This window comes from Actinomyces vulturis (assembly GCF_001687305.1).
Classification (GTDB): Bacteria; Actinomycetota; Actinomycetes; order Actinomycetales; family Actinomycetaceae; genus Actinomyces; species Actinomyces vulturis.
The window spans coordinates 306143-332688 of the sequence record NZ_LZRK01000004.1 but is presented as its reverse complement, the minus strand read 5'-3'; the positions used below and the strand labels follow the sequence as shown (position 1 = coordinate 332688).

Here is a 26546-nt window from a genome sequence, read left to right as displayed (position 1 = left end):
ACACCATCACAGGGGTCCTCCAGTAAATCTACTGGGGGACCCCTGCGCATATTCAACAAGGAGAGCAATCTAATGGGCTTCCTATCCTGGCTCGGCCTCAAACCCGACCCACCATCACCGCAAAACAACTGGTCGTTGACTAACACTGAGTTCTTCGCATCTCCCACCAGCAGCGGCAAGTCGGTGACGGAACGCAGCGCGATGCAGATGACCGCCGTCTACGTCTGCGTCCGCATTTTGGCTGAAGGTGTCGCCTCGCTGCTGTTGTACTTGTATCAGCAGCGCGAACGTTCGAAGGGCGTATCAGAGAATGTGGGTAAGACCGCGGTGGTTAAGGATGATAGGAAGTACACGGCGATTGGCATCTCACAGAGGGGGAGGTATCTCTGAGATACAGATATTTCAGATTAACGAGGTTGTCCGTGCCTTTCGCATCCCACTTCACATGGTCGACGGCCTCCACGGTCCATGGCTGTTAGTGTCTGTTTCAAACTAACCCTGCTAATGGTGAGGTGATCTATTCTGCAATACTGCACCCAACTGACCAGGTTTTGTACTCATCTCACGTAGGAGTGCATCCACCGTGGGGAAAATACACCGAACAGCCTCTTTGTATTATTCGCTGACGCTAAAAACTTTAGGCAATTCCACCACTCTTAGTTTTCTCTAAGATATGGCTGTTTTTCTTTGCTATAGATTCGGCGGACGTTATTGAGTATGTAAATACCGCTGTAATGATTTCAGAAGAACAACCTGATTGTTGAGGCGATGTGGTCGCTTTGACACGTTGAAAATGGTGGCGCGCTAGCATGGGTGCGGTGAACGATTTTGCCGCCTAGGGTGAGGAGGCCACATCCTTAAGAAACCTGATGAGAAGTTATTTGTTATCGGTGTGTTGTGTCTGTTCGGCGCATCGATTTCCACCGATCTTTCCTGGTTCGGGAGATGGCGGGTGGTAATCCCCCTGATGATTTGTGCAACGCTTTGCGATCTGACCTACCTTGCTGGAGATGGTTCGGTATCTACGGTTCAAGAATGATTGAACTTCCGTGGATATAGTTTAATTTTTAACGGATTGGGGAACACGCGTGTTTGGTGCCAATAAGCAGTTTTTACTCTTTTTCATCGCTCGCACGATCGAACTTGTGGGAAGCGGAATGGTCAGCGTGTTTTCTTCTCCCGCACTGCGCGGAATCGTCCCTGATCTGGTGGATGAGATCTACATTCAATGAGTTAATGCTGCGCTGGCCACGTCAAAGAACGCCAGCAAAATTCTTGGCCCCACGATAGCGGGCGTGCTCGTTGCATTCGTCGGTGGCGGCGTGTACTGATCATCGATGCGATGACGTTCCTGCTTGCAGCATTTTTCTTTAGTTAACTGCCAGGCAGAATGTCGACTAATACCCGCACGAGCAATATGATCACGGAACTCAAAGAAGGCTTGTCCATTTTCATATGTCTGCGTTGGGTATGGACGCTGAGCCTGACCTACACGATGATTAATCTGTTCGCTATCGGTCCTTGGCAGGTACTTGGCTCCGCGTTAGTTCGGGAAGAATACGCGTGGCCTTATGGGGCGTCATCCTCTCTGTCCGAGCAACCGAATTGTTGTGTGCGAGTATTGTTCTTCTCAAACTACGGTTCAGAAATCCATTGGTTTCCGGACTCATTTTGGGGTCGATGAGTGCTTCGCCGCTTCTGTCACTTGGCGTCTCTACCCCGATCACTCTCGTTTGTGTTGTTGTCTTTGTTTCTGCATTCGGGATCACCGCTGCTGGCGTGACATACGATTCGACTCTTCAAAGAAGGGTTCCACGCAGTGAACTGTCACGGGTTGCCTCTATTGATGACCTGCTCTCCTTTGCCCCTGTGCCACTGTCACAGGTACTGATTGGCCCCGTGTCCGGATATGTAGGCGAACATGAGTTATTTATTGTCTGCCCCGTTGCCATCATCGTCCTGCGCTTTGCGCCACTTCTCGTCCGGGACGTGTGAACCGTTACCAAGCAACCCACATATTGACAGGCTATTAACGTAGCCCAAGACATTACATAATGTTGAGGTCGACTATGTTTTCTGAGGATGATTATTTATTTTCTTCTATTGGTTAAGGTCATCGGTGAGATGAGGCTGGAAATAGTTGTTTTCTTAATGCTTGACAGCGGTTCATTACCTTGACGACTTGTGTCTTAAGGAAATAGAGAACGAGTGCTCCCGCCTTTAGTCTATATTATGTCGGGAATTTAATTGTTGATCTTTTGATGAGGGGGCAGTTTTAAATCAGCAGACTCTTTATGTTTGATTTTCTTTTATCGTTGCGATCGAGAGAAGAGGGGATTCTTGGTATGTGATTTTGAAGAGACTAGTTTGGTGATTGTTTTGGGGTGGTACTGTAAGAACTATTGATGAACTGAATACTTGGATATGGAAAACGATATTTCTGCCACTCAAATAATATCGTTGTTATTGTTATAATTGCAGTATTGCAATAATCTCGTTACCATCCTTCTCATCTGTCTCTATAAAGCCGAACGATTGGTAAAGGTGGCGTGCAGCATTATTTTCTTCTTCATAAGATAGCCAGCAATAGTTCGCTGGCCCGCAAGGGTGGGTGTTAATGAAGGCTAAAGCAAGTTCGACTGCTTTTCTTCCGTATCCTTGGCCTTGATGATGTTTATCGATCATAAGGCGCCATAGGTTGTAATTTCCCTTAGCGATTTGTGGTGCATCTTCCCAGTAATCATCGCAGTCAAATCCGATCAATAGAAATCCGACAGGCATTTCATCTTTATAGATACCAAACGCGAAGGCATGGCCATTACAGGTAATAGTTGTGTAGGCTTCAATGATGCTGACAATATTGTTTGCAACGAAATTATTCTGGTTAACGGAGACCTGAAGTTTTAAAATATCCCAAACATTTTTGCTTGTAATTTTCTGTAGCTTTATCATTTTATCTCTATTTCCGAATAGATAATGTCGACTGTTATTATGAACAACTATTCATTCTCATTTATCGCTATGTGGATCTGTCGGAGATCTCCTTTTTATGGTGCTAGCCGTCTGTGAGGAACGCGGGAACTTGCTGTGTTCTTGGTCAATACAGTAATGCTGAGAGAGATGAAACTTGCCTCGGTAGGGAAACATATCTCGGTTTTGCTTCTGAATGGGGGGGCTTTTGTTACTGGGAATGAGTCTAACTGAGAATAAATGATTAGTACGGCGACTGGGGAATTGTTTACGGCTGTCTTTTCGTCGCACTCTGCGGGAATTGAATACAACGTCTACATGATGGATGTGTATATATGTGCCGTTATCGATTGCGGATGTTTATTCTCGTTCCATGTTTGTTTCTAGAACTCTTGGATGGGGTAACCGAGTCAGGTGTTGGTATTGGCATAGTCCTAGCTATGTTGGAACTAGGTGATCAATGTGTCTATCGGCAGACTTACCGAAGGTGAGTTCATGAAATCTGGGGCCCTTGTCCAGATGCCTTTTATGCCTTTCCTGTCTTTGCATGTCTCTAGGTGAGGCGGGCGGCATTTTTTTGGGGGGGGGGCGGATTTTGTGTGAATGTGACTGGGGAAGTGTTGACGTCTTGGCCTGTCAGTAAAAGTAGCCTCGAGTGTTACGCTGCATTACTGGGGAAGTATGATATAAAGTGAACCCCGTGACCGTGCAAGTCTGACAAGGAACCGAGAAGCACAGTTATTCTCGTTGCCTGTATCAGCAGGGTCGTAGGTTTGAGTGCTCTTGTGCTATATCGCTCTATCTCAGAGGTGACCAATGTAAGTAACAAGCTCTTCTTGTGTTCAGATTATCAGGTAGTGGATGTAGGTGACAGTCACTTCGATACTGATGTGGAGTGGTTGCTTCTTCGGCATTTGAAAGAACCTTCATGTAAACAGATGAAGTTTAAAGGTGACTTATTAGGGAAACGTTGATTTTGGTTAGTCGTCTATTAAAAAAAGGTGTTACCAATGGCAATGGTGGAGGTATGTTCGTAACCAAACACACGAGACATTCTTCTAAACTATATTGATTGCCTGACTTAAGTTTCATCTATTTAAGAAACTGAAAGTAAGCATCTTTATAGCAAAGGAAAGATGCAGATGTATGCGATTTTATAGCAAAGGAAAGATGTAGATGCATACGATGCCTTGTTATTTCGATACCCGCAAGACTTCTGTCCCATTCTGCTTCAAGCAAATGAGTAATTGTATTAAGTAATTTTATGTCAGTAGTCTGATTGAAAATCAGTTATCTTATGTGGTGCTTAATATGCTTCAAACGGTATTTTCTGTATTGCTCATTACGTGACTCTAGGTATTTTGTATAGAGAAATATTCAAAAGGGAGTGTGGCGAATGGAAAGGCGTAGATGAGTTTCGTGACCGTCTATGTATAGGTGGAACTTTTGTGTGTTTTATATATTTAATGATGATATTGACCGTATTTATAAAAGTTTTCGAGCGCCTGTGCTCATTGTCTAAGATTGGAAAATTTCATGAACGTGATGCAAGTAATATTTGGCGGGCTTTTGCCTGCCATAGTATCTCCACTTTTGACTTATTGGCTCTCAAAAAAAGAGTCAAAGTCTTTGGAAGAAGACTACTTAAAACAGATTCTACCTGGATCATTGGTAAATTCTCCCTTCCTTAGTATTAAGGGGAACTATAACCATTTTAGCAATATTGGAAATCAAACCAATGTGACCAATAATTATAATACTAGTATCCGTTTTTCAAAAGAAAATCAACAAACAGATGATATGTTTATGATCTTATTTCTTTCCTTCTTCTTAATTTCCGGTGCAGCCTTCGTCCTGGCTTCGTGGTATAGGTTGATTTTCTTTGTGATTTTAGGATTCGCTGCCGGGCTGCTTGTTACGGGTGGGCTATTTTACTATTTCAATCGTTCGAATAGGAATATTGAAAGGCTTGTTCCGGAAATATTCCTTGTTGCGATGGTGCCGGTTTCACTTGTTTTTACTTCCGGAACTTCCGGTGTGAGGCTACCATCATTGGCTAGGGCTATAGATGCGTTACGTGAGTCATGTGTCGAGGGTGTATGGGGTTGTTTTTTTATTTCTTCGTTGGGCGTTAAAGTTCTCTTTATTCTTACTGTCATTGCCGCAGTGCTTTATTTGTTTTCTATTTTTGTCTATCTGGATCTTTTGGCGAAATATCATAGTATTTATATTTTTGAGGACAAGTATGGAATTTGTGTTCATTCAGGGAATTACGAGAAAAGATGGCGGGTTTGTGCTTTATTTGCCTCATTTTTTTCTTTTCTGGCGTTTAATCCATGGATCATTGATCGTTTGTTTTTCTGAAATTTGATGTTATTAGTTCTGGGTATAGTTAGAGGATGAAATATTATCTGGAAGTAATAGTTGTTTTTGTAGGTGTGTAATAAATAGTGTTTGTAGACAGATGTGTCGTGGGGGGGGCTGAAGTAACAAGTCCTTTCAGAGGGGGCATGCAAACTGTATAAATTAAGGAGCAGATTCCTAGCGTAGGCAGCGGTGGCCAAGTGTATAGAGGTGTATTTTCGTAATGTCTATTTGTTGAATTCTTGTTTATTGGGAGAGTAGTAAAAATTTCGGTTGCGTATTTTCGGTGAGGTTTCATATAATTTCGCCTGTGCATATATATGATCATTTTTCGCTTTTTACGCCGTCATAGTAAAATATTTACATAACCTACTGTGAGTATTTGTTGATACCCTTGTCAAGGAGCGCGCATCATGGAGTGGAAGCCCGCTTACATGACCGTTTAAGGTGCTCAAACTTGCTTTTCTCTAGTCTGAACCAATCAAGGTTGCTCAACCCATTGCTGAAAAGGCCTATGTTAAGGTCTGCATCAGACACGCAGATTTCTTCCGAGTTATTTCATGGCTTTGAACAAAACGCTGAGACGGGAAAATAGGGGGGCGTAGAATTGAGTTACGTAAAGCCGTGGTTGACGATGTTTTGAGAGGTATTGTGTTAAAGGTTGCGTTTGTTACACCGTGGGATCCTGCTGATAGAGGTGCGTGGTCGGGTGTCTTGAACCCTGCTTATCGCTGTTTACAAGATAGGGTTGAACTCGTGCCTGTCGTACCAGATATTAGTGATGCGATTCTTGATCGTGCGTTAACTCGGTTCAATGCTCAGATTTTCGGGAAAAATATTTTCCCTCTTTAGGTCTATCGACCGCCCATAAGGCCAATAAAGAGATTCGATCGAAAGTTAATGGGATTGCGCCTGATGTAATTTTTGCATTTGGGGCTGGGCATATGTTAGTTGGTGGAAAATTCCGTTTTCCTGTGGTGCAGTTTTCTGAGGCAATATTTAGTGCTTTAGTTGACTACTATCCTCTATATACCAATCTTTCATTGTCTGCTCGTGCGCAAGGGAGCATCATTTCGAATTATTCATACCGTGTGACGGATAGATTTGTTGCATCTTCAGAATGGGTCAAGTCTAAAATTCATGCCGAGAGCAGCAAGCCTGTAGACGTCGCTCCTATAGGTCCTGGGATCGACTGTGGTATTCAAGGTTTCACTTCGTCTCCGATGAAGAAAACTGGCCATTTTTCGATCCTTTTAGTCGCTAGGGAATGGGATCGTAAAGATGGAGATAGGGCAGTCGCCGTTGCTCGTGCAATGCATGAACGGGATAAATCTGTCCGTTTAACAGTTATCGGTAAGCAATTACCTCAAGAAAATTGGCTCCGAAGTTTTTCGCGTGTTGATCGTGACGACTTAGCTGAGTTATATCGTGAACATGACGTAGTTTTTGAGTTTACAAAGGCAAATACTGGTGGCGTTGTGATTGCAGATTCATTTAGTGCTTCTACTCCTGTCATTGCGACCTATACCGGTGCAGTTCCTTCGCTTATTGAGAATGGTGTTAATGGCATGCTCATCGGAGTTAATGAGTCTGTGAATGATGTTGTTTCCAGAGTTGAATGCTTAAAAGACATTTCTGTCGCGGAACACTTTCGAAAAAAGGCATTTGAAAAATATGAAACGTCTTACAATTGGGATGTTTGGGCTTCTTCTGTGGTCGAGGTTCTTGAGTCTGCTGCTTCGAAGTGACGATTCGCCTGGGGGATTTGTTTTGTTAGTCGGCTGATAACATCTGGGCAGTATCGTCGTCATCGTACTTGTTTTTGATTTCCGGTGGTGTCTGGAAACTGTGTGCGCGGTGGAGTTGTTTGGTGGTCTATCAGTGAAGCGAGTCCGTTGTTTCGTATTCCACCTTCAATACTGTGTTTGAAGAGTGCGAGCAGATCAGTTTGGTTATGTTACCTGCCCTTGATCCTTTCAGGAACGGCGTTGTCAAAGGAATGTTCCACAGGGCCAACAGACAATTTGGTCTCGCGTTCACGCAGACGTTTAGTGCAGAGACGATAGATATACCGTCTCGTACTAGTCATGTACTAGATGGCTTATGTTCTCAGTAGTGATGACAGTGCGTTACATCATGGATGGTGAAGTCTTTCGCTAAAACGCTTGATATTAAAGATTTTTAATATAAAATATCTTTTATGAGTCGCGATGCTTCAGAGAACACCCCCACACCTCAACGTGAGTGTGCCCGGGTGGTTCCGATGTTCAAGGCATTGGCTAACCCTATGCGGGCAGCCATTGTTCATCGACTCACTGAGGGTCCGGCTGATGTCAGTCAGTTAGTTGAACTGCTGGATGAGTCGCAGCCTTTGGTTTCGCACCACTTAAAAGTCCTTCGGGAAGCTCACTTGGTGCGTATTAAGCGAGTAGGTCGCAATTCGAACTACGAACTGATTGACGAACACGTCGCCCACATCTTCCTTGATGCACTCAACCACTCAAAGGAGCACAACCATGACTGTCATCACTGAACATCGCCCTGCTGAAAAGCACGCTCACACCCACGGTCCTGGCTGTGGTCATGAAGCCCGTATCCATGGTGACCATGTTGACTATCTGCATGATGGTCACGCACACCGTGAAGATGGTGGCCATTACGATGAATGCACCGCATGCACCTGTGATGACTGCTCCGACGTGTGTGCAGTATGTGAATGCGAAAACTGCACCTGCCCCACTTGCAACCACAACGTGTGCGAGTGCGATCACTGCAGCGATTCTTGCAACAACTGCGTCTGTGATGATTGCACTTGTGTCACTTGCGCACACGCAGCCTGAGCGTTATTAGCGGTTAGTCCCTCCTGGATCTTTGACGATGTCAGGAGGGACTTTGCTATTGCTCGTTTGTGGTGCTGTTCGTGTGATGGAAAAGCAGGTATTCATCGGAAGATTAGCGATGAGGCGAGAATATGAATCATCACATCGTGGAGTGATTCTGTCAGCTTTTTTCACCACGTAAGGAAAGTACACAGATGTATAACGGTGAATAACGGTCTACTGTTGGGGGCCATTTTGTTAGTCATCACCGCGTCAGTAGTGGAATGATCGATATAGCGGTGAGAACAATGACAAGTGGCTCGAAAACAGATTGCTTGATTCGCCTGGCGAGGAAACGTCCAAGGATTGCGTTGGCTAGGACTACCGGGATGAGGAGAAGTTCAAGTGCAAAATCTGTGGAATGAATGATCCCTAGTCCGAGTGAAAAAGGAAACTTGACAACATTGACGAGGAAGAAAAACCAAGCCGTGGTTCCAAGAAACTCTTGGACCTTGTATCGAGCAGCAAAAAAATAAAGTGATGTGACAGGGCCTCCGGCGTTCGCTGTCATGGTGGTGAAACCTGCAAGAGTTCCGTAAAAACCACGAAGAAATGGACTTCGGCCAACTGAAGATCCTAATCCGATTCCCATGGAGGAAGACGAGGGGAGAGAAGACTGAGCGTGCGTGCGTCGATGATGAGGCCTAACGCGATGACTCTCACGGAAGCGATTGATTACCGTCCATATCATCAAGATGAGGAGAACATAACCAATTGAACGACGAGTGAGGGCATCTGAGGCCCAGTGGAGAAACACTGCCCCCAATACCACCCCTAAGAGAACTCCTGGAATTAAACGACGTAGCATGAGGAAGTCTGCATCGTGGCGGTAACTCCAAATGGCTACCGCATCACCGCTTAATAGAAGAATGAGAACAACACCAGTTGATTCCTTGGCGGGTAAAACGGTGGCAAATAGAGCTACTGCTAGCGTGGCGGCGCCAGGAAGAAATGTTTTTGCTAAACCGATAAGGCAGGCTGCGCAGAACAGAAGAAGAACGCTAGGCCACGGTAGATGAAGAAGAGTGCCAAAGATGTGGGGGATTGTTGTGTGAACCATAGCGGGTTCCAGATGATGGGAGAAGGGAAAAAGAAGAAACAAGTCCTCTGGTAGGAGATAATTATTTATATTGATGGTGTGAGCCCGCAGACTTGTCAAGTCTGCGGGCTCACACCATCAACGAGGTGAAAACCTGTCAGTTGAGACGTGATATCTCACTTGGCCAGCAGGGTTCCTTCAACGTAACTGCGAGCTTTACGAGCGTACTCAAGAGGGTTAGCCACTGCAGGATCTTGCTCAGCTTCTACCAGGATCCAACCGTTGTATCCGTGGTCGACGAGGAATGCGTAGGGCTCAGTGAAATCGATGCAACCATCACCAGGAACGGTAAACATCCCGTGAAGGAAAGAATCGAGGAATGAGCGTTCCTCTTGGCGCGATTCTTCCATTTTTTCCGGGCGTACATCCTTGAAGTGGACATGCTTGATTCGGTCGATGCACTCAGTAAGAAGCGGCATAACGCTTCCTTCGCCTACGTAAGCATGACCCGTGTCGAATAGTAGGGACACTTTGTCAGGATCAGTCATTTCCATGAGGCGAACAGTTTCGTCCTTGGTCTGGATAACGGTGCCCAGGTGATGATGGTAGACCAACTCAAGTCCATATTCATGAGCGATGTCTCCCAAAGTGTTCAGGCCATCAGCCAAAACCTGCCATTCATCCTCTTGTAGAACTGGTTTATTGGTGAAGATGCACAATTCACGATCACCCTGAACTGAACCAGTCTGCTCTGACACTACGACGCGAGTTGCGCCAAGATACTGCAGGTAGGCGCATGTCTTACGAAACTCTGGAATGACGGCATCAACACCATCACGGACGATGAAGGATGAAAACCATTGTGCAACGATCTTGATGCCGCGAGCATCGGCACTGGCCTTAACTTCCTCTTGAGGTGGGAAGAATCCTGCACATTCTGTGCCGCGGAAGCCAGTGTCAGCAAGATCGAGCAGCATGTCTTCAAGGGTGTTCCATGCCCCAACTTCAGGAATATCATCATTGCGCCAGGAGATGGGGTGCATTCCCCATGTGATGCCGTGGGGATCGCTAATTGCAGTCTTTGGGTCGAGTGTGAAACTCATGAGTATTTCTTCTTTCAAGATAAGACAAGTGGTGTGCTTTTGGGACCGTCAATGGTCAAGGAGCACTTAATGAGGGGGGAGGGGGGCACTGCTGGTGGGGCTGTGGTTAGGAGGCGACAGATAAACCTATGGCCCCACCAGCAGGAAGATAATTCGCTAACTCAGGAGTAGCGACGCTCCATTTCGATCTCGATTTCTTCGAGAGACTTACCAGACGTTTCGGGCATGACCTTGAACAGCACCACTGCGATGACGAGGTTCAATACACCGTAGATTGTGTAAGTCAGGCCACCACCGAGGTTTTCCATCATGGGAGGGAAGGTAACGGTGATGATGGCGTTGGCAATCCACATGCAGAAGATTGCGGTGCCATTCATAATGCCGCGGACGTTGGAGGGGAACATTTCACCCATCATGGTCCACACCACGGTGCCGTTGGAGGACTGAACGATCAGCATGAATACCGACATCAATCCGAGGATCATGTAGGCAGCCCATGCGGGGGGAACAGTGCCATCGGCCATGTGCGGTGCGATGAGGAAATGGAAGATTCCTGCGATGCTCAGCAGGCAGATACCTACGCCGGTGACATCGGCGATAAGGATCTGGCGGCGGCGGAAACGCATGATAAGCCAGATACCTAAAGCAGAACCGATGACGGACATAATGCCATTTGCCACTTGTGCGGTAATTGACGCCGTGGTTGACATACCTGCGTACTCAAGAACCTTCGGTGCGTAATACATCACGGTGTTCACGCCGGTGGTCTGGTTAACGACAGCAAGGAAGATACCGACGAAGAGCAACTTACGCAGCCATGGAGTGCCAAGAACGTAGCCCAAACCTTTCGCAGCACGCTCCTCTTCCTGCTCATGCTGGCGAGCTGCGATCATCTCCATCATCTCGTCCTCAAGCGAGCCGTCCCTTTCAGGATCGCGAACACGCTTGAGTGAGCCAATGGCGTCATAGAGACGTTCTTTAGCGATGTACCACCGTGATGATTCGGGCATCATACGGATGCCGATCCATAGTGCGATCGCGGGGATTGAGCAGAGTACTAGCATCCAGCGCCATGCTTCGCCGTTACCTGCGCTAATTACGAGTTGATCGAGGAATGCGTGGTATTCGTCAGGTGACATGGTGCCACCTTTGCTGGCCTGCATACGGCTGATTTCATCGAATACGTAGTGTCCGGCTTCGAAATGTCCTGAGGGATCAGATTCGATAGTGACCTGTGGGCCACCATGGGCGGCGTTGATGATGGCGTTCATGGTGAATGCCAGCAACTGGCCGGTTACGATCATGAGCTGGTCGATTGCGACAATCGAACCACGAATACGCTTCGGGGCCGTCTCAGCGAGGTAGACGGGAACGGTTGCTGACGCAGCGCCAACTGCGAAGCCAAGGACCAAACGTGCTGGGTACATAATCCAGACGTTGGGAGCCATTGCTGTTGCGAGAGCGCCGAAGAGGAAAATAATAGCTAGGACGGTGATGTTGTGACGGCGTCCCCATTTGTCAGACATGCGACCGCCAACAAGCGCGCCCAGTGCTGCACCTACGAGAAGGAATCCTCCAATCCATCCTTCTTCTGCGGCATTGAGAGCAAGGCCATGAGCGCCTGTAGGCATGTACATGTACGGTAGAGCACCGGAAATGACGCCGGTGTCGTAGCCGAAGAGCAACGAACCAAGTGTTGCTACTGCTGCGATGCCAAAAATTCCACGATGCTTGCCTGACGGCGGCGTCTTGTCAATCGCCTGCCGCATTTCTTCCCGTGTTAATCCTTTCAAGGATTGGGAAACGCCCACTGTCATAGGGGGCTCCTTTCGCCAGTTCTCTCACGATTGTGATGAGAGGTTGTTGGTGGTGGTGAAAATAGAGTGAATACTTTGCCAGTAGTGATGGTGATAATCGCCCTTGAGAGGGTGAGACTATTTGTCGAAAGTTAAGCGACCTTCGACTCGTGGAACGTCGTGCCACTGTCCGTCTTTGGCTGACGCAACAGTTGCTTCGTCTACTTCTGCTGCACACCATGCATCGGCGGCAGAGGGAGCGATTTGTTCACCGGTGAGGACCGATTGAAGGAATTGTGCGGCCTCGATGCATTTCATGTCATCAAAGCCCATTGATGTGCCGATGGCGGGCTGGAAGCGGTGCCATTCTCCCCAAGCAGGGTTGGCCATGGCGCGACGGTATCCGTGAGTAGGTCCGCCGTCGATGCTTTCGCATACCTCTAATTCATTAAGGCGTTCGAAGTTCCAACGTGCTGACCCCTCGGTCCCGTAGACCTCGACAATGTATTCTGCGCGGGGGCCAACGCTGACACGGGAGGATTCCATTGTCCCGATTACTCCATTGTCGAAGCGCACTAGCATCGCGACATAGTCCTCATTTTCTACGGGACCAACTTCATCGCCAATTTCAAATCCTGAGTGGCCAATGCCCATCTTTGTAGGAATAGGGCGTTCATTGATGAATGTGTCTGTGATTGCAGAAACGGAAGCGATACGGCCAACGATGTATTGGGCAAGGTCTGCGCCATGGCTCATTAGATCGGGAACGACGCCGGCGCCTGCCTTCTCACGAGAAGCCCGCCACGTCAATGGGCCCTGAGGGGAAGAGTTGTAATCGGCGATGAACCACACGCGAACATTCGTGATTCGTCCTAGTTTTCCTGATCGGACGAGTTCTCGCATGTACTCAATAGCGGGGGTATGACGGTAGTTAAAACCAACAGCGGTGGCGAGTTGGGCTTTGTCAGCCGCCTGAGCAATTTCTCGGGACTCTTCAGCATTCACGCCCATGGGTTTTTCAATCCAGAACGGTTTTCCCGCTTCGATTGCTGCTAACGCGATTTCTTTGTGGAGGAAATTGGGTGAGCAAATTGAAACGACATCGACATCCGGATCTGCTAGAAGATCGTGGTAATCGGCGTACGCCTTATCAAAACCTAAGTCATTGACGGCGGTATGGCGTATCTCTTCAACGGGATCGGCTGCAGCCACCAGGCGCGGCTCAATGCCTAACTCGGGAAAATGCTCGGAGATTCCCTTGTAGGATCGGGTGTGCAAACGCCCCATCCATCCCAAGGATATTACGCCAACGCCTAACTGTTTTTTGCTGTTCATGTGTGTTGTCCTCTTTGACAAGTGATGAAATGACGGCATTCGGTTGGGGTTACATCAAACTAACATTTAAAATAGCAAACATTCGAATGTAATGACATAAAAATGGATGACAAATTTTCAGTTGTCACGAATTGTTTTACCTAATTGCCGTTGATCGCTAGGTTGGTGGTGAAGTTCTGTGGTGTCTCGATGCTTGGTGGTGAGGGCCCGACGTGACGGGACTCGTGTACGACGAGCCCTCACCCTTCCTGGTCGATACCAGAAATAGTCTTTACTTCAACTTCACTGGCAGACCGGTACGAGCTGATTCAGTTGCGGCTTCAGCCAATCGAAGTGCCTCAATAGCATCCTCAATGGAGGTGGGGGGAGTAGTGCCGTTATTGACAGCATCGATGAAGAGGGAAAGTTCTTGGCGGTAGGCGGCATCGTAACGCTCGAGGAAGAAATCAAGGTAGGGGTCCTGGGCGTCGGTAGCATCCTTGGTGGACATCCGTACGGTCGTGGGACGGATATTGTCCGCAAACAGTGTTCCTAATGGACCCGAAGCTTCAAGACGCTGATCGTAACCTGAGGCACAGTGGCGATTATTAATAATTGTTGCAACGGTTCCATTGGCTCCCTTCAAGGTCACCACCGCGGCGTCATAGTCACCAGTTGGTGCAATCTCAGGATCGAGGTTTTGTCCGAAGGCATAAACCTCAACAATGTCACCCAAGAAGAAACGGGCCATGTCAAAATCATGAATGGTCATGTCGCGGAAGATTCCGCCAGAAACTTTGATGTATTCCACAGGTGGGGCGGCGGGATCGCGACTGATGATGGTCAGTTGCTCAAGATCACCGATCTTTCCTTCGCTGACAGCATCATGAATTGCTGAGAATGAAGGATCAAAGCGTCGGTTGAACCCGAACATCACTGGAGTGGTGAGTTCATTAAGTTCTTCCTGTACAGCGTCGACATCAGCCATATCCAATGCAATAGGTTTTTCACACAGGACTGCTTTGCCTGCTTTGGCAGCGGCAAGCAGATGGGGGATATGGAGAGGAGTAGGGGAACCGATGACTACCGCGTCAACAGAGTCGTCAGTGAAAACATCGTTAGCATCAGTGTATGCCTTAGCGCCATAGGTCTTGGCAAGTGCATTAGCAGATTCTTCAATGGCGTCGCAGACGGCCACGAGTTCAGCTTCTGGGTGAGAAGCGATAGTTTTTGCGTGAACGTGGCCAATGCGTCCTGCACCGATAACGGCTATCTTGAGCATCATTGCTCCTTTAGTAAGTATGGGAAGGTGAACGTAGGGGGGGGGAGATGAGTGGGGCTCGTGAAGATGTGGAGCCCCACTCACGACATATTTGTCAGGGCTTGGGCATAATGACGTCACGCACGAGAGCATCGAGTTGTGCGTCAGCATCAAGGAATCCATGCAGGGTGCGAACGGTTGCTCCGAAGGTGTCAAACTCTTCGGGAGTTAATCCGTCAGGTTCGTAGGCGCGCACGAACTCAGGGATGTTAAGCAAAGTGTCCATGATCTTTGGATCGACCGGAACATTAATTCGTTCGGTGACTTGGTAGTCAGACTTGTTAATTAGCGCTTGCCAAGCGAATGGGGGAGAGACGACGAGGTCTCCACCGACCAATTCCGACCACTGCATTACGTTGCGGAAAGCAGCTGAAAGGATGCGTGAACGCAGCCCGCGATCTTGGAACTCTTTATATGCGCGCTTGAGGGCTGCAACGCCTGCCCATTCAAGGTGACCGGGGTCAAGGAAGAGTTCGTCACGTTTCGCGACAATCTTCAACCAATCATCAAGGCGACCTCCCATGAGGGTGACAACGGGACCCATTGTGGAAATGTCGAGGCCTTCGGCTTCGCGACGCTTGAGGCCGCGTTCAATGGCTTCGCCCGCAGCAACTGCTTGAGCAACGGTAAATGAGACGGTGACGTTGACTGAAACGCCTCGGTAAGTGGCTTCTTCAATGGCCTTAATTCCCTCTGACGTAGCAGGAATCTTGACGATGATGTTCTTGGCTAAGTGGCTGAATTCCTCAGCCTGGTCTGCTAATGCCTCAGCGCTACGAGCTAGGCGGGGGTCGGTCTGTACAGAAAGTCGACCGTTACGGCCATTGTGCTCGTCGAAGATGGGTTCAAGAAGCTTAGCAGCTTCGATGCTCAATTCACGAACAACCTGCCAACCGATTTCGGATTCTGTGGCGTGAGGCATCTCTTTTGCTAATTCAGCAATACGGGGGAGCCATTTGTCCTTGCGCTTGTTAATGCAGGTGTAAGCAATGGTGGGATTGCAGGTGGCGCCAACGCCACCGAATGAAATGGATTGACGCAACTCGTCGGGGTCTGCGGAATCGTTCCACAAGACGGTTGGTGTGTTACGTGCCGCGTCTAACAGAGGACCAGGCGTGTATTCGATGCTCATAGTGATGTGTCTCCTAGAGGCTTGGAGGGTCAGCGTCGTTGCTGAACTCTGTGGGCACAAGTGTTCCCTACTGCATAAAGTATGTCAACCTAATGTCATGACAAATGTTCAAGAATTTTGATATTTCTCCCCATGTATGCCTGGCACTTCATCGTGCGGCATGTGGATGGGGGCGTAACTAAGTAGTTGCCATACAAAATAGTGTGGAGAAGTTGACGTTCTTGTGCGGATGTTAGTCGTAAAGTTTTTGATGTATGCGAGTGGGTTACTGGGAAAAGAGCATGGTTTCGAAGGTGTAGCGTGAGGCGCGATAAATGTGATCGCCGTATTCGATGACTCGCCCGGTATTGTCGTAACTTGTGCGTTGAGCGCTAAGTAGTGCGACGCCGCGTTTGTCGTCAAGAATTTCTGCTTCTTTTGCGGTGGCGTTGCGTGCGCTAATAGTTTGGCGTGCGTTATTGGGGGAGACGTGGTGTTCGCGGAGAAGGTCGTACAAACCTTTGGATTCCAGTTCTTCGCGTGATGGTGCGATATCTGCAGGAATGAGGTTGTGCATCAGGGCGATAGGTTCATCGTCTGTCAAGCGCAGGCGAGTAATGCTCACGATGGGGGTGTCGGTCGCAACCTCAAGGTGCTCTGCTTCTTCTTCTGATGCTGGGTGTTCGCTGTAGTTAATGACGACAGTTGTGACGCTGTGGCCGGCCTTGACTAAATCTGAATGGAGTGAGGTCAATTCCATGGGACGATGGACATGAGCGGGGGCGACAATTGTCCCTACGCCACGGCGTCTGGTAAGAAGGCCTCGATCGACGAGGCGTTGAAGTGCCTGGCGTGCTGTAGGGCGTGAAATGTTCAAGCGTCGAGACATTGATAGCTCATCTTCCAAGCGGGTGCCCGGCGCTAGGGTGCCGCTGGTAATGGCTCGAGCAATAGGCTCCGAGATTTGAAAATAGAGAGGGACTGGGCTGGATCGGTCAAGGTCAATGTCGATGACTGCTGGCGTCTCAGACATGTTGTGCTCCTGAAGGTGAAGAAACTGTTGCCATCAGATACGAGAGGCGAACTAATAAGTTGCAATAGATAAGCCTATTGTAGCGCTTCGTTAATGGCATGTTGTGAAATTGTTCGGACAAATCTTGACATATTGTACGGACATAAGGCATTATGCTTGTGGTGCATATAACAGCACAACCTATCCCCAAGGATGCGGAGAAGGCGGCAACTATGGCGTCCACAAAAGATTCCATGCTCAATGTTTTGACTATCGGTCGTTCAGGCGTCGATATGTACCCTTTGGATATCGGCGTCGCCTTAGAAGATGTTGAGCGGTTTGGAAAGTTTCTTGGGGGGAGCCCCACTAATGTTGCTGTCGCTGCAGCTCGATATGGACGTACGTCAGGAGTGGTAACCGGCGTAGGAGATGATCCATTCGGTCGTTTTGTTCGGAACAAAATGCGAGAACTTGGCGTCTCAGATGAGTATGTTGTCGTTAAAGAGGCTTTCCATACTCCAGTAACGTTTTGCGAGATCTTTCCACCGGATAATTTTCCTCTGTATTTCTACCGTCAGCCCTCAGCTCCAGATCTCGAACTCACTGTTGATGATCTTCCTATGGAGGCCATTGAGACTGCTGACATTTTCTGGATTTCTGCGACTGGATTGTGTCGTGAGCCCTCGTTTTCCACTCATTGCGCGGCTTTATCTCGGCGTCAGAGACGAACCCACACCGTTATCGACTTAGATTTTCGCCCCGTCTTTTGGGAAAACCCAGAATTGGCTCATCAACGTGTTGATTCCGTTCTTTCTCAATGCACAGTGGCAATCGGAAATAGAGACGAATGTGAAATTGCTGTGGGCGAGCGTGACCCGGAGCGTGCTGCGGATGCCCTGCTTGAACGAGGGGTCGATTTAGCGATTGTGAAACAAGGGCTTGAGGGGACCTTGGCAAAAACACGTGACGAGCGAGTCATCATTCCCATCACGCCAGTGAATACAGTCAATGGTTTGGGTGCAGGTGATGCATTCGGTGGTGCCGTGTGTCACGGTCTACTGGCTGGATGGTCCTTGGAACGCATCATTTTCGCTGCCTCTACTGCCGGCGCAATCGTGTCGGGGCGATTGGAATGCTCAACAGCGATGCCAAATGAGCAAGAAGTGCAGAAATTGATGGCGCAGGTTGCTCCTGACGTACTTGGAGCAGATAGGAGTGTGACATGGGAGTGTTAACGCAGCATCTTTCGCATATGCGGCTCAACGACCCTGAGGCATTCTCTCGTGCGTTGCGTGAACGGGATCCGGGGCCACAATTGGGTTCACCTGGCGGCGACGAGAGAATCATGATGATCGCATGTGACCATCCTGCTCGTGGTGCTGTGAGTGCAGGCGGCCGGGATAATGCCATGATTAATCGAGAAGATCTCCTCAACCGTTGCATCACTGCTTTGCAACGTCCACATGTGAATGGGTTTCTTGGAACCGCAGACATGATTGAGGATCTTGCCGTTCTCGGCGCCCTCGAAGGAAAAATTGTTTTTGGCTCGATGAATCGCGGTGGGCTCCACGGTGCTCATTTTGAGATGGATGATCGTTTCACCGGCTATGACGTTGAAGGCATCGTGGATCATCATCTTGATGGCGGAAAGATGCTCATGCGTATCGATTACGACGATCCCGCCTCCGTTGACACATTAGAGTCCTGTGCACGTGCGGTTGATTCGCTGGCTCGTGCTCACCGTGTGGCAATGATTGAGCCTTTTATTTCGCGCCGCGAGAATGGACGAGTCATTAATGACTTGACTGATCAGGCAGTACAAAAATCAATGGCAATTGCGTCTGGTTTGGGCTCAAGTTCTCGATACTCGTGGTTAAAGTTACCGGCGGTTCATCACATTGCGGACGTTGCTGAATCATCAACGTTGCCCATCCTTATTCTCGGAGGCGCAGGTAACGATGATCTTGCTTCTCGACAGTTGTGGGCTCGTGCTCTCCAACAGCCTCAAGTGAAGGGATTGGTGATTGGCCGTTCGCTTCTTTATCCCCCCAATGACGACATTATCTCCGCAGTCGATTCAACAGTAGGACTATTTCAATGACACCGATGACACCCCAAAATACTGATAATCTCTATGTTCCTCACGGTTCGTCAGCGCATGATGAATTCGCTGTTGACATCTCGCCAGAGTCAGCGGGGTGGGGCTTTTCATCTTTGCAGGTAGTCAATGCGCAAGCAGGCGAACGTTACACCTATTCAACGGGTGAGCGAGAAATACTTGTTTTACCTCTTAGCGGCTCTGTCGATGTCTATATCGACGATAAGGTATGGCCTATTCACGGCCGTCCAAATGTTTTTCAGTCTGCTACTGACTATTTGTATATTCCGCGAGAAACGACGTTCACGATCGTCAGTGATAATGCCTCTCGTATCGCACTTCCCGGTGCTCGGGCTACTCGGGACCTTCCTGTCCGTTATTTTGGGATTGATGATGTGCGTGTCGACTTACGCGGCGCAGGTGACTGTTCCAGGCAAGTAGTGAATTACGCATTAAACAATGGCGTGGAAACGTCTCATTTACTGTGCTGTGAGGTGCTTACTCCTGGCGGGAACTGGTCGTCATACCCGGCGCACAAACATGATGAGCATTCGGAGCATGAGCGTGAACTTGAGGAGATTTATTATTTTGAAATCGCCTCGTCTCCAGAGGGTGCTCCCGGATTCGGGTTCCATGGGACTTACGGGACCCCAGATCGTCCGATTAATTTGTGTATCCCTATCCGTGACGGTGATGTGGCACTGGTGCCGCACGGATATCACGGGCCTTGCGTCGCCGCGCCCGGTTACACCATGTACTACCTCAATGTTATGGCAGGCCCTAGTGAAGATGGCCAGTGGCTTGCACCTGATGATCCGGATCATCACTGGATTCGTTCCACTTGGGCGGATCAGGAAGTAGATCCGCGATTGCCGATGTACTGAGCGAATTGAGTTTTACTATCCCTCTCGAGAAAAGAGACTTCTGTGAGCAATGAAGCCTACGCAGGAACCATTCGTCTAACTGTTGCTCAAGCGACGATTAGGTTTTTATCGAATCAGTATTCCGAGCGTGATGGACGTGAACAACGTTTAATCGCTGGAGCTTTGGGTATTTTCGGTCATGGCAACGTCGCTGGTATCGGCCAAGCGTTGTTACAAAATGAGATCGCCCCCGTAGATGGCGAAGAAGAAATGCCCTACATCATGCCGCGTAATGAGCAAGGGCAGGTCCATGCGGCTGCTGCATTCGCTAAAGTCAATAACCGTTTGTCCACCATGATGTGTACTGCATCGATTGGACCTGGTTCGTTGAATATGGTGACTGGAGCCGCTCTGGCTACAACGAACCGCTTGCCGGTGTTGATTTTCCCTTCAGATCAGTTTGCTAGTCGAATCCCTGATCCGGTTCTTCAACAATTGGAAGATCCCACAGATCTTGACGTTACAGTCAATGATTGTTTCCGGCCGGTCAGTCGTTTTTTTGATCGTATTAATCGTCCTGAGCAACTTATTCCCTCATTGCTCAATGCGATGCGTGTGCTTACAGATCCTGCGGAAACGGGGGCTGTAGTCATCGCGATGCCTCAGGATGTGCAAGCCGAGGCGTTTGATTGGCCGGTAGAGTTCTTCCGCAAGCGCGTATGGCATGTACGCCGCCCTGTTCCTGAACCCGCTGCATTAGACCGGGCTGTGGACATTATCCGTCAGGCAAAACGGCCCATGATTATCGCTGGCGGTGGCGTGATCTACTCTGAGGCATCTGAACAATTGCGAACATTTGCTTCGGCAACTGGAATTCCTGTTGCTGATACACAAGCAGGTAAGGGTGCAATCAACTGTGATCATCCCTGCTCGATTGGCGGTGTGGGATCCACCGGTGGGGACTCAGGTAATCACATTGCCGATGAAGCGGATGTAGTAATCGGTATTGGTACACGTTATTCCGATTTCACCACCGCTTCAAAGACTCAGTTCAAGAATCCTCATGTTCGTTTCGTTAACATCAACGTCACTCCTTTCGATGCTGCAAAAGAAAGCGCGGAGATGGTGGTGGCAGATGCGCGTGAAGCATTGGATGCTCTTCTCCAGAGGCTCGAAGGTTTCCATGTGGATCAGTCGTACAGCGAACTTATTACGGCTGAACGTGAGGCGTGGCTGAAGAAAGTTGATACGTGCTTCCATCTGGGGCACGGGCCTTTGCCGGCACAGACCGAGGTCTTTGGTGCTCTCAATGAGTTAATGGGGCCAGAGGACATTGTTATTAATGCTGCTGGATCCATGCCCGGTGATCTTCAAGCATTGTGGCAGGCACGTACACCTATTCAATATCACGTGGAATACGCCTTCTCATGTATGGGCTATGAGATTCCTGCTGCAATGGGGGCAAAATTAGCTCGCCCCGATAGCGAAGTTGTGGCGATTGTTGGTGATGGTACTTACCAGATGCTTCCCATGGAACTGGCAACGGTTGTCCAAGAGGGAATTAAGGTAATTTATGTGCTTCTCCAGAACTATGGTTTTAGTTCTATTGGCGCATTGTCTGAGTCTCGTGGGTCGCAACGTTTTGGAACGCGTTATCGTCAGCGTGGTAAGGGTTCACACCTCGATGATCAGTCAACTATTCCCGGTGTGGATATTGCGGCCAATGCACGTTCTTGGGGTCTCGAAGTTTTTGAGGTTCACAGCATTGATGAGTTCCGTGAGGCCTATGCCAAAGCGGTGGATTTGGACCGAGCATCAATGATTCATATTGAGACTGATCTGTATGGCCCTAATCCGCCATCATCAAGTTGGTGGGATGTAGCAGTATCTGGTGTTTCACGTTTGGAATCTACGCAGAAAGCTTTCGATCAGTATGTTGAGGACCGTAAACCTCAACGGCACTATTTGTGAGTACATTCTCCAAACTTACCATGCAGCGGCAGGGGCACGGACTCTGTAAATAGTTGCCCTTGCCGCTGCAAGTGGGCAGAGAGGAGATGATGTTGTGAGGGAACACGCGTCGATCTGCTCATTTGTTCTGACATATGTAATATAGGACTAAAGTAGTTCATGGCAACGGGGCCTATCCGATGTCATATCACTCAACTACCTGCTTAACCCAACGGAGGGATTAAGCAAAAAATCGTTCGATTCGCCGACACGATTGACTGATAAGGAAGGCGACAATAATGAAAACCATTTCCCACTGGATCAACGGTGGCTATGACGAAGGCAAGCCGGTTTCTCGTTATCCCGTTGAGAATCCTGGCACGGGTCAGATCGATGCAGAACTGCTCATGGCATCATCGGAGGATCTTGACCGTGTAGTCGCGGTTGCTCGAGAAGCACAGAAGAAGTGGGCTAAGTACTCTCTTGCTAAGCGCACAGCAATTATGTTCAAGATGCGTGAATTAGTTCTTGAACATCAAGACGAAATGGCCCGTATGATTGTCGAAGAGCACGGAAAGAATTATTCCGATGCGCTCGGTGAAATTCAGCGTGGACGTGAAACGCTTGATTTTGCTACAGCTATCAACCTCGCGTTGAAGGGCGAATACTCTTTCGACATTTCGTCGGGAGTAGATATCCACACTCTTCGCCAACCTGTCGGGGTTGTTGCAGGCATTTGTCCTTTTAACTTCCCTGCAATGGTTCCGATGTGGATGCATCCCATTGCTATTGCTGCGGGTAATACCTTCATTCTCAAACCCGCGTCATCTACTCCATCTGCTGCGCTATTGACTGCTGAACTGTATAAGGAAGCTGGATTACCTGACGGCGTATTTAACGTGCTCTCAGGTGATCGTCACCTCGTAACTGAGATGCTTGAGCATCCTGGTATCGATGCGATCTCGTTCGTTGGGTCAACCCCTGTGGCGCATATCGTTCAGGACACGGGTACATCTCACGGTAAGCGAGTCCAAGCATTGGGTGGTGCTAATAATCATGCCATTGTGTTACCTGATGCAGATCTCGACTTTGCTGCACAGCACATCTCAGCTGCTGCATTTGGTGCCGCAGGAGAACGGTGTATGGCATTACCCGTGGTTGTTGCTGTGGGAGGTATCGGTCCGGATCTAGCTCAACGTGTTAAGGCACACGCTGAAAAGATTAAGGTTGGCTACGGCATGGATGAAGGTGTGGAAATGGGGCCTGTCATTGATGCCAAGTCTAAAGAACGTATTATCGGCTTGATCGATGATGCTCAAGAACGCGGTGCTGACATTGTTCTTGATGGACGTAACCTTGTTGTTGAAGGATATGAAGGTGGTCACTTTATTGGCCCCACCATTGTTGACAATGTATCTCTCGAATCGGAGTTGTACTACGAAGAAGTCTTTGGGCCGGTGTTGGCGATCGTTCATGCTGACTCTTATGAGGAAGCAATCGCACAGGTTAATTCTTCTGAGTTCGGTAATGGTGCTGCTATCTTCACTAATGATGGCGGTATGGCTCGTCGCTTTGAACAAGATGTTGAAGCGGGAATGGTGGGGATTAATGTTCCTATTCCGACCCCCGTGGCCTACTACTCCTTTGGCGGATGGAAAGAGTCTCTTCTGGGTGACACCCACATTCATGGTCCTGAGGGCCTGAAGTTCTATACCCGAGCAAAGGCAATTACCTCTCGTTGGCCTTCTGAAAAGACCTACGAAGCTACGCTCTCTTTCCAGCGTGATGAGTAATTGACATGCGTTATGACGCTGTGCGTGTGCTCACTGAGCACACGCACAGCGTCATAACGCATTGCGCTCTCATGGTGGGGGAGAGGGGAAAAGATTGAAGGAGGATGAGATGGTGCTGAACCCGCATGCATTGCCGTGGCAACACAGTGAACCACCAACTCCACGCTCATTAGCGATGGTGATGCTTCTTGGTGCATTGCTGATCGGTGCCTACCAAGGCCTCCTTATTGATGCCGTTGCTCAGATGCCGTCTCTTACACGCGCTGTGATTATGGTGTGTAGTGCAGTGATGGGGGCTGTGATCGGAACTGGCCTGGGCTACCGTTTCAGTGAATGGTGGGGGAGAAGGACCGTACTCATGGGCAGCGCCATGATGTCGATGGTCTGCGCTAGTTTGTGTTTAGTCATCCACCATGCGACGGTGCTTATTGCTGCATGGAGTGGTGGAGCGATTGTGGGCGTGTACGTCATCCTCCTACCTCAATTCGCTCACGAATTCTCATTGCCCGGTCATCGGCGTCTGATGCCACAAACGTGGGCGACGGTACTTGCTGGTACTGCGGGAGTGATCATTATTGGTGCCCTTTTGTCGCAACCCTTTCCTTTCGTATGGGCGCTGGTGTTGGGGTTAAGCATTACCCATCTTGTGACTGTTTCTACACTTCCTGAGTCTCCTGTATGGCTTGCCCACCACGATGAGGTTCGACGTGCCTACGAGGCATCGTGTCGTTTGCATGGAAGTCTTGAAGCGTCTGTTGGCTTCGACTGGGTCATGCTTGATGCTGATATGCATCGAAGCCAGTCTCCTTTGCGGGTACGTGACCTTCGTATTTACCAAATCCGGCATGCTTTTGTAACAGGTTGCTTGTTGATTTGTGCTCAAGAGTTTCCTCTTGCTCGTGGGGTAATGGTGATCTCTCCGTTTCTGGCTGCAGAAGTTGCTACTCGAGGTTTTTCGACGCAAGCAGTCTTGATTGCCTGTGCGTTGCTATGGCTGTTTTTTTCTCTTCTAGGACGCGCGATGCTCTCTCGATCAAATCCCAAGCGGTATGTGCGTATTGTGATGGGAGTATGTCTTGGTGTACTTGGCGCGGCGTTAGTGGTCGCGGGATGCGTTGGCCAGATTGGGTCGACTGCTCGAATCGTATGCGTAGTACTGGGGTTAACTTTTGTGGTGGGCACCCAGTCTGTTCTTGTTTTTCCTGCTTGTCAGGGAGCCGTGGACCCGGGTATCCCGCCCTGGCTTGTAACGGCACAGAGACGTTGGTCTGCGTTGGGGCACTTGTTGTCAGCAGGTATTTCGATGGTAGTCCCGCTTGTCGTGACGGTGATGTGGGGGGTAATTCCGGCAGTGTGGCTGCTGCTGGGGGTAAGTGTTATTGCCTGGCTGATAGTTATTGTTTTTCTTCCTCATAAAATTTCAAAGTAAATCGATAGAGAGGGCTAGGGTGGAGCAAAGAAGATATTTACTTTGTCAAGACATTAGGTGTAATCTATTCGTATTGTGTTAATGATGACACGATACATTGGTCTACATGAGGAAGCATGATAATGAGCGACAATGAGGTCACTATTCCTGAAACCATGCGTGCAGCAGTGTTGCGAGACCCTCAAGACGGTCTGCGCGTTGAGGTGATTCGCACGCCCCGTCCCCGCGAAGGAGAGGTACTTATTCGCGTGGCGGCATGCGGAATGTGTCATTCGGATCTTCACGTAATTGGCGGAGCGATCGCTTTCCCTCTTCCTGCGGTTTTGGGACATGAAGTTACCGGCACGATTGTTGACATGGGGCCTGGTACTGAGCATTTCGGCCTTGAGGTGGGGCAGAATGTTGCCGGCGCATTTCTTATGCCGTGCGGGCAGTGTGATGCCTGCTCTCGTGGGCGTGATGATCTGTGTGGCCCATTCTTTGAACTCAATCGCCTCAAAGGGCAACTGTATGACGGGGAAACGCGTCTGTTTACTACTGACGGTGATCCCATTGCCATGTATTCCATGGGAGGTTTGGCTGAATATGCCGTAGTTCCCGCCACCTCCGTTGCTCCCGTGGGTGAGGATATGGATCTGACGAAATCTGCCATTTTAGGATGTGCTGCATTGACGGCGTATGGTGCTGTACGCCGTGGTGCAGACCTTCGTTATGGTGAAAGTGTCGCCGTGGTCGCAACTGGTGGTGTGGGGACAAATATCGTTCAGATCGCGCGTTCCCTCGGTGCAAGTCAGGTCATTGCTATCGATATTGATGATGACAAACTTGCTCCGATGATCGGCTATGGTGCCACTGCTGTTATTAACTCCACCACTCACAATGCCCGTGAAGAGGTTCTTCGCCTTACTGGCGGTAAAGGGGTTGACGTAGCTTTTGAGGCGCTGGGCATTCCGGCGACCTGGAAAGTTGCTCTTGATGTCTTGGCTGATGGGGGACGAATGGTCCCGATTGGTTTGGGTGCCGGTGTGCAAGAGGCGGGCGTGGAGATTAACCGTACTGTTCGTCGTTCGCAGTCGATTCTAGGTTCTTATGGTGCCTTGACTCGTCAAGATTTACCAGCAGTCATTCGGTTGGCTGAGCAAGGCGTGCTCAATTATCGCGATGTGGTATCTCGGGAGTTTTCGCTTGAGCAGGCTGGTGATGGTTATCAGAAACTGCGTGAGGGAAAGATTCAGGGACGTGCTGTGGTCAATATGTCGCTGTAACTGGTAGTGGCGATGGGTTCGCTTTTTAAGGTTTGCCTATCGCTAATGGATCTTGAGGCATCACCTCGCTCGTGGGCTCTATGGGTTGCGAGCGGGGTGTGTGCTTTTTTTTGGGGGGGGGGGTGTCGTCTAGGAGACGGTGCGGAGAGGGAAGTCACTCTTATTTGTCTAGACAAATGATTGTCGTGTTTGTAGAGTAATAAATGTCAGTTAACCATACTGACGTCTATAGATTTGTA

At 49.0% G+C, this 26546-nt stretch carries 22 protein-coding genes; 14 read left to right on the top strand and 8 right to left on the bottom strand.

The genetic code is table 11. The annotated features are described in order from the left end of the window. The first annotated feature begins 72 nt into the window (after positions 1 to 72). The 3 genes from A9753_RS08215 (at position 73) to A9753_RS08210 (ending at position 1995) form a co-directional block, all read left to right on the top strand. On the top strand, positions 73 to 390 hold the full coding sequence (locus tag A9753_RS08215) for a hypothetical protein (RefSeq protein WP_067783034.1): 318 nt from the start codon (positions 73 to 75) through the stop codon (positions 388 to 390). 698 nt (positions 391 to 1088) lie between these two features. Next, entirely contained in the window at positions 1089 to 1232 is a 144-nt protein-coding gene (locus tag A9753_RS09845; RefSeq protein ID WP_176702768.1) for a hypothetical protein, read from the top strand. A gap of 448 nt (positions 1233 to 1680) precedes the next feature. Beyond that, complete coding sequence (locus tag A9753_RS08210; RefSeq protein WP_141673369.1) at positions 1681 to 1995, top strand: MFS transporter; 315 nt, start codon at positions 1681 to 1683, stop codon at positions 1993 to 1995. A gap of 474 nt (positions 1996 to 2469) precedes the next feature. Here the strand turns inward: A9753_RS08210 and A9753_RS08205 are convergent, their stop codons facing one another. Continuing rightward, positions 2470 to 2952, bottom strand: coding sequence for a GNAT family N-acetyltransferase (locus A9753_RS08205; RefSeq protein ID WP_067783028.1), 483 nt, complete (start codon positions 2950 to 2952; stop codon positions 2470 to 2472). A gap of 1554 nt (positions 2953 to 4506) precedes the next feature. Between A9753_RS08205 and A9753_RS08200 the strand changes: the two genes are divergently transcribed. From A9753_RS08200 to A9753_RS08185, 4 genes are all read left to right on the top strand, one after another. Then, a complete protein-coding gene (locus tag A9753_RS08200; RefSeq protein ID WP_067783026.1) occupies positions 4507 to 5334 on the top strand; it encodes a hypothetical protein in 828 nt (275 codons plus the stop codon). A 944-nt stretch (positions 5335 to 6278) separates the two neighbouring features. Then, on the top strand, positions 6279 to 7082 hold the full coding sequence (locus A9753_RS08195) for a glycosyltransferase family 4 protein (RefSeq protein ID WP_067783023.1): 804 nt from the start codon (positions 6279 to 6281) through the stop codon (positions 7080 to 7082). 452 nt (positions 7083 to 7534) lie between these two features. Continuing rightward, positions 7535 to 7867, top strand: a complete 333-nt coding sequence (locus A9753_RS08190; RefSeq protein ID WP_067783020.1) for an ArsR/SmtB family transcription factor — start codon at positions 7535 to 7537, stop codon at positions 7865 to 7867. Then, positions 7851 to 8174, top strand: a complete 324-nt coding sequence (locus A9753_RS08185; protein ID WP_083090422.1) for a hypothetical protein — start codon at positions 7851 to 7853, stop codon at positions 8172 to 8174. The genes A9753_RS08190 and A9753_RS08185 overlap by 17 nt, the downstream gene beginning before the upstream one ends. Positions 8175 to 8418: 244 nt before the next feature. On the opposite strand, the gene A9753_RS08180 is transcribed toward A9753_RS08185, so the two are convergent. The 7 genes from A9753_RS08180 to A9753_RS08150 all read right to left on the bottom strand — a co-directional run bounded on the left by A9753_RS08180 (position 8419) and on the right by A9753_RS08150 (position 16930). After that, positions 8419 to 9273, bottom strand: coding sequence for a sulfite exporter TauE/SafE family protein (locus A9753_RS08180; RefSeq protein ID WP_083090421.1), 855 nt, complete (start codon positions 9271 to 9273; stop codon positions 8419 to 8421). Between the two features lie 155 nt (positions 9274 to 9428). Then, the gene (gene iolE, locus A9753_RS08175) at positions 9429 to 10355 is read right to left on the bottom strand and encodes a myo-inosose-2 dehydratase (RefSeq protein ID WP_067783015.1); all 927 of its coding nucleotides are present in this window, start codon (positions 10353 to 10355) and stop codon (positions 9429 to 9431) included. 161 nt (positions 10356 to 10516) lie between these two features. After that, positions 10517 to 12172: an MFS transporter gene (locus tag A9753_RS08170; protein WP_067783013.1), complete on the bottom strand. Its 1656-nt coding sequence runs from the start codon at positions 12170 to 12172 to the stop codon at positions 10517 to 10519. Between the two features lie 117 nt (positions 12173 to 12289). Next, entirely contained in the window at positions 12290 to 13486 is a 1197-nt protein-coding gene (locus A9753_RS08165) for a Gfo/Idh/MocA family protein (RefSeq protein ID WP_067783011.1), read from the bottom strand. Between the two features lie 271 nt (positions 13487 to 13757). Beyond that, a complete protein-coding gene (gene iolG / locus A9753_RS08160) occupies positions 13758 to 14747 on the bottom strand; it encodes an inositol 2-dehydrogenase (RefSeq protein ID WP_067783008.1) in 990 nt (329 codons plus the stop codon). 94 nt (positions 14748 to 14841) lie between these two features. Beyond that, complete coding sequence (locus A9753_RS08155; protein ID WP_067783005.1) at positions 14842 to 15918, bottom strand: transaldolase family protein; 1077 nt, start codon at positions 15916 to 15918, stop codon at positions 14842 to 14844. A 265-nt stretch (positions 15919 to 16183) separates the two neighbouring features. After that, positions 16184 to 16930, bottom strand: coding sequence for a GntR family transcriptional regulator (locus A9753_RS08150; RefSeq protein ID WP_067783002.1), 747 nt, complete (start codon positions 16928 to 16930; stop codon positions 16184 to 16186). A gap of 212 nt (positions 16931 to 17142) precedes the next feature. Between A9753_RS08150 and iolC the strand changes: the two genes are divergently transcribed. The 7 genes from iolC (at position 17143) to A9753_RS08115 (ending at position 26307) form a co-directional block, all read left to right on the top strand. Then, complete coding sequence (gene iolC, locus A9753_RS08145) at positions 17143 to 18144, top strand: 5-dehydro-2-deoxygluconokinase (protein ID WP_083090420.1); 1002 nt, start codon at positions 17143 to 17145, stop codon at positions 18142 to 18144. Then, a complete protein-coding gene (locus tag A9753_RS08140) occupies positions 18132 to 19010 on the top strand; it encodes a Cgl0159 family (beta/alpha)8-fold protein (protein WP_067782995.1) in 879 nt (292 codons plus the stop codon). The genes iolC and A9753_RS08140 overlap by 13 nt, the downstream gene beginning before the upstream one ends. Further along, entirely contained in the window at positions 19007 to 19891 is an 885-nt protein-coding gene (gene iolB / locus A9753_RS08135; RefSeq protein ID WP_245637418.1) for a 5-deoxy-glucuronate isomerase, read from the top strand. The genes A9753_RS08140 and iolB overlap by 4 nt, the downstream gene beginning before the upstream one ends. 42 nt (positions 19892 to 19933) lie before the next feature. Then, on the top strand, positions 19934 to 21841 hold the full coding sequence (gene iolD / locus A9753_RS08130) for a 3D-(3,5/4)-trihydroxycyclohexane-1,2-dione acylhydrolase (decyclizing) (protein WP_067782992.1): 1908 nt from the start codon (positions 19934 to 19936) through the stop codon (positions 21839 to 21841). Between the two features lie 278 nt (positions 21842 to 22119). Continuing rightward, positions 22120 to 23613 carry a CoA-acylating methylmalonate-semialdehyde dehydrogenase gene (locus A9753_RS08125; RefSeq protein ID WP_067782989.1) on the top strand — a complete coding sequence of 498 codons (1494 nt, stop codon included), beginning with the start codon at positions 22120 to 22122 and terminating at the stop codon, positions 23611 to 23613. Positions 23614 to 23722: 109 nt separating this feature from the next. Then, positions 23723 to 25042, top strand: coding sequence for an MFS transporter (locus A9753_RS08120; protein ID WP_067782986.1), 1320 nt, complete (start codon positions 23723 to 23725; stop codon positions 25040 to 25042). 122 nt (positions 25043 to 25164) lie between these two features. Beyond that, on the top strand, positions 25165 to 26307 hold the full coding sequence (locus A9753_RS08115; protein ID WP_067782983.1) for a zinc-binding dehydrogenase: 1143 nt from the start codon (positions 25165 to 25167) through the stop codon (positions 26305 to 26307). The last annotated feature ends 239 nt before the right edge of the window (positions 26308 to 26546 follow it).

Bases quoted from the DNA above. Each gene is read 5' to 3' on its own strand.
- A9753_RS08215 (WP_067783034.1), top strand. From the start codon at position 73: ATGGGCTTCCTATCCTGGCTCGGCCTCAAACCCGACCCACCATCACCG.
- A9753_RS08210 (WP_141673369.1), top strand. From the start codon at position 1,681: ATGAGTGCTTCGCCGCTTCTGTCACTTGGCGTCTCTACCCCGATCACT.
- A9753_RS08205 (WP_067783028.1), bottom strand. From the start codon at position 2,952: ATGATAAAGCTACAGAAAATTACAAGCAAAAATGTTTGGGATATTTTA.
- A9753_RS08200 (WP_067783026.1), top strand. From the start codon at position 4,507: ATGAACGTGATGCAAGTAATATTTGGCGGGCTTTTGCCTGCCATAGTA.
- A9753_RS08195 (WP_067783023.1), top strand. From the start codon at position 6,279: ATGTTAGTTGGTGGAAAATTCCGTTTTCCTGTGGTGCAGTTTTCTGAG.
- A9753_RS08190 (WP_067783020.1), top strand. From the start codon at position 7,535: ATGAGTCGCGATGCTTCAGAGAACACCCCCACACCTCAACGTGAGTGT.
- A9753_RS08185 (WP_083090422.1), top strand. From the start codon at position 7,851: ATGACTGTCATCACTGAACATCGCCCTGCTGAAAAGCACGCTCACACC.
- A9753_RS08180 (WP_083090421.1), bottom strand. From the start codon at position 9,273: ATGGTTCACACAACAATCCCCCACATCTTTGGCACTCTTCTTCATCTA.
- iolE (WP_067783015.1), bottom strand. From the start codon at position 10,355: ATGAGTTTCACACTCGACCCAAAGACTGCAATTAGCGATCCCCACGGC.
- A9753_RS08170 (WP_067783013.1), bottom strand. From the start codon at position 12,172: ATGACAGTGGGCGTTTCCCAATCCTTGAAAGGATTAACACGGGAAGAA.
- A9753_RS08165 (WP_067783011.1), bottom strand. From the start codon at position 13,486: ATGAACAGCAAAAAACAGTTAGGCGTTGGCGTAATATCCTTGGGATGG.
- iolG (WP_067783008.1), bottom strand. From the start codon at position 14,747: ATGCTCAAGATAGCCGTTATCGGTGCAGGACGCATTGGCCACGTTCAC.
- A9753_RS08155 (WP_067783005.1), bottom strand. From the start codon at position 15,918: ATGAGCATCGAATACACGCCTGGTCCTCTGTTAGACGCGGCACGTAAC.
- A9753_RS08150 (WP_067783002.1), bottom strand. From the start codon at position 16,930: ATGTCTGAGACGCCAGCAGTCATCGACATTGACCTTGACCGATCCAGC.
- iolC (WP_083090420.1), top strand. From the start codon at position 17,143: ATGGCGTCCACAAAAGATTCCATGCTCAATGTTTTGACTATCGGTCGT.
- A9753_RS08140 (WP_067782995.1), top strand. From the start codon at position 18,132: ATGGGAGTGTTAACGCAGCATCTTTCGCATATGCGGCTCAACGACCCT.
- iolB (WP_245637418.1), top strand. From the start codon at position 19,007: ATGACACCGATGACACCCCAAAATACTGATAATCTCTATGTTCCTCAC.
- A9753_RS08125 (WP_067782989.1), top strand. From the start codon at position 22,120: ATGAAAACCATTTCCCACTGGATCAACGGTGGCTATGACGAAGGCAAG.
- A9753_RS08120 (WP_067782986.1), top strand. From the start codon at position 23,723: ATGGTGCTGAACCCGCATGCATTGCCGTGGCAACACAGTGAACCACCA.
- A9753_RS08115 (WP_067782983.1), top strand. From the start codon at position 25,165: ATGAGCGACAATGAGGTCACTATTCCTGAAACCATGCGTGCAGCAGTG.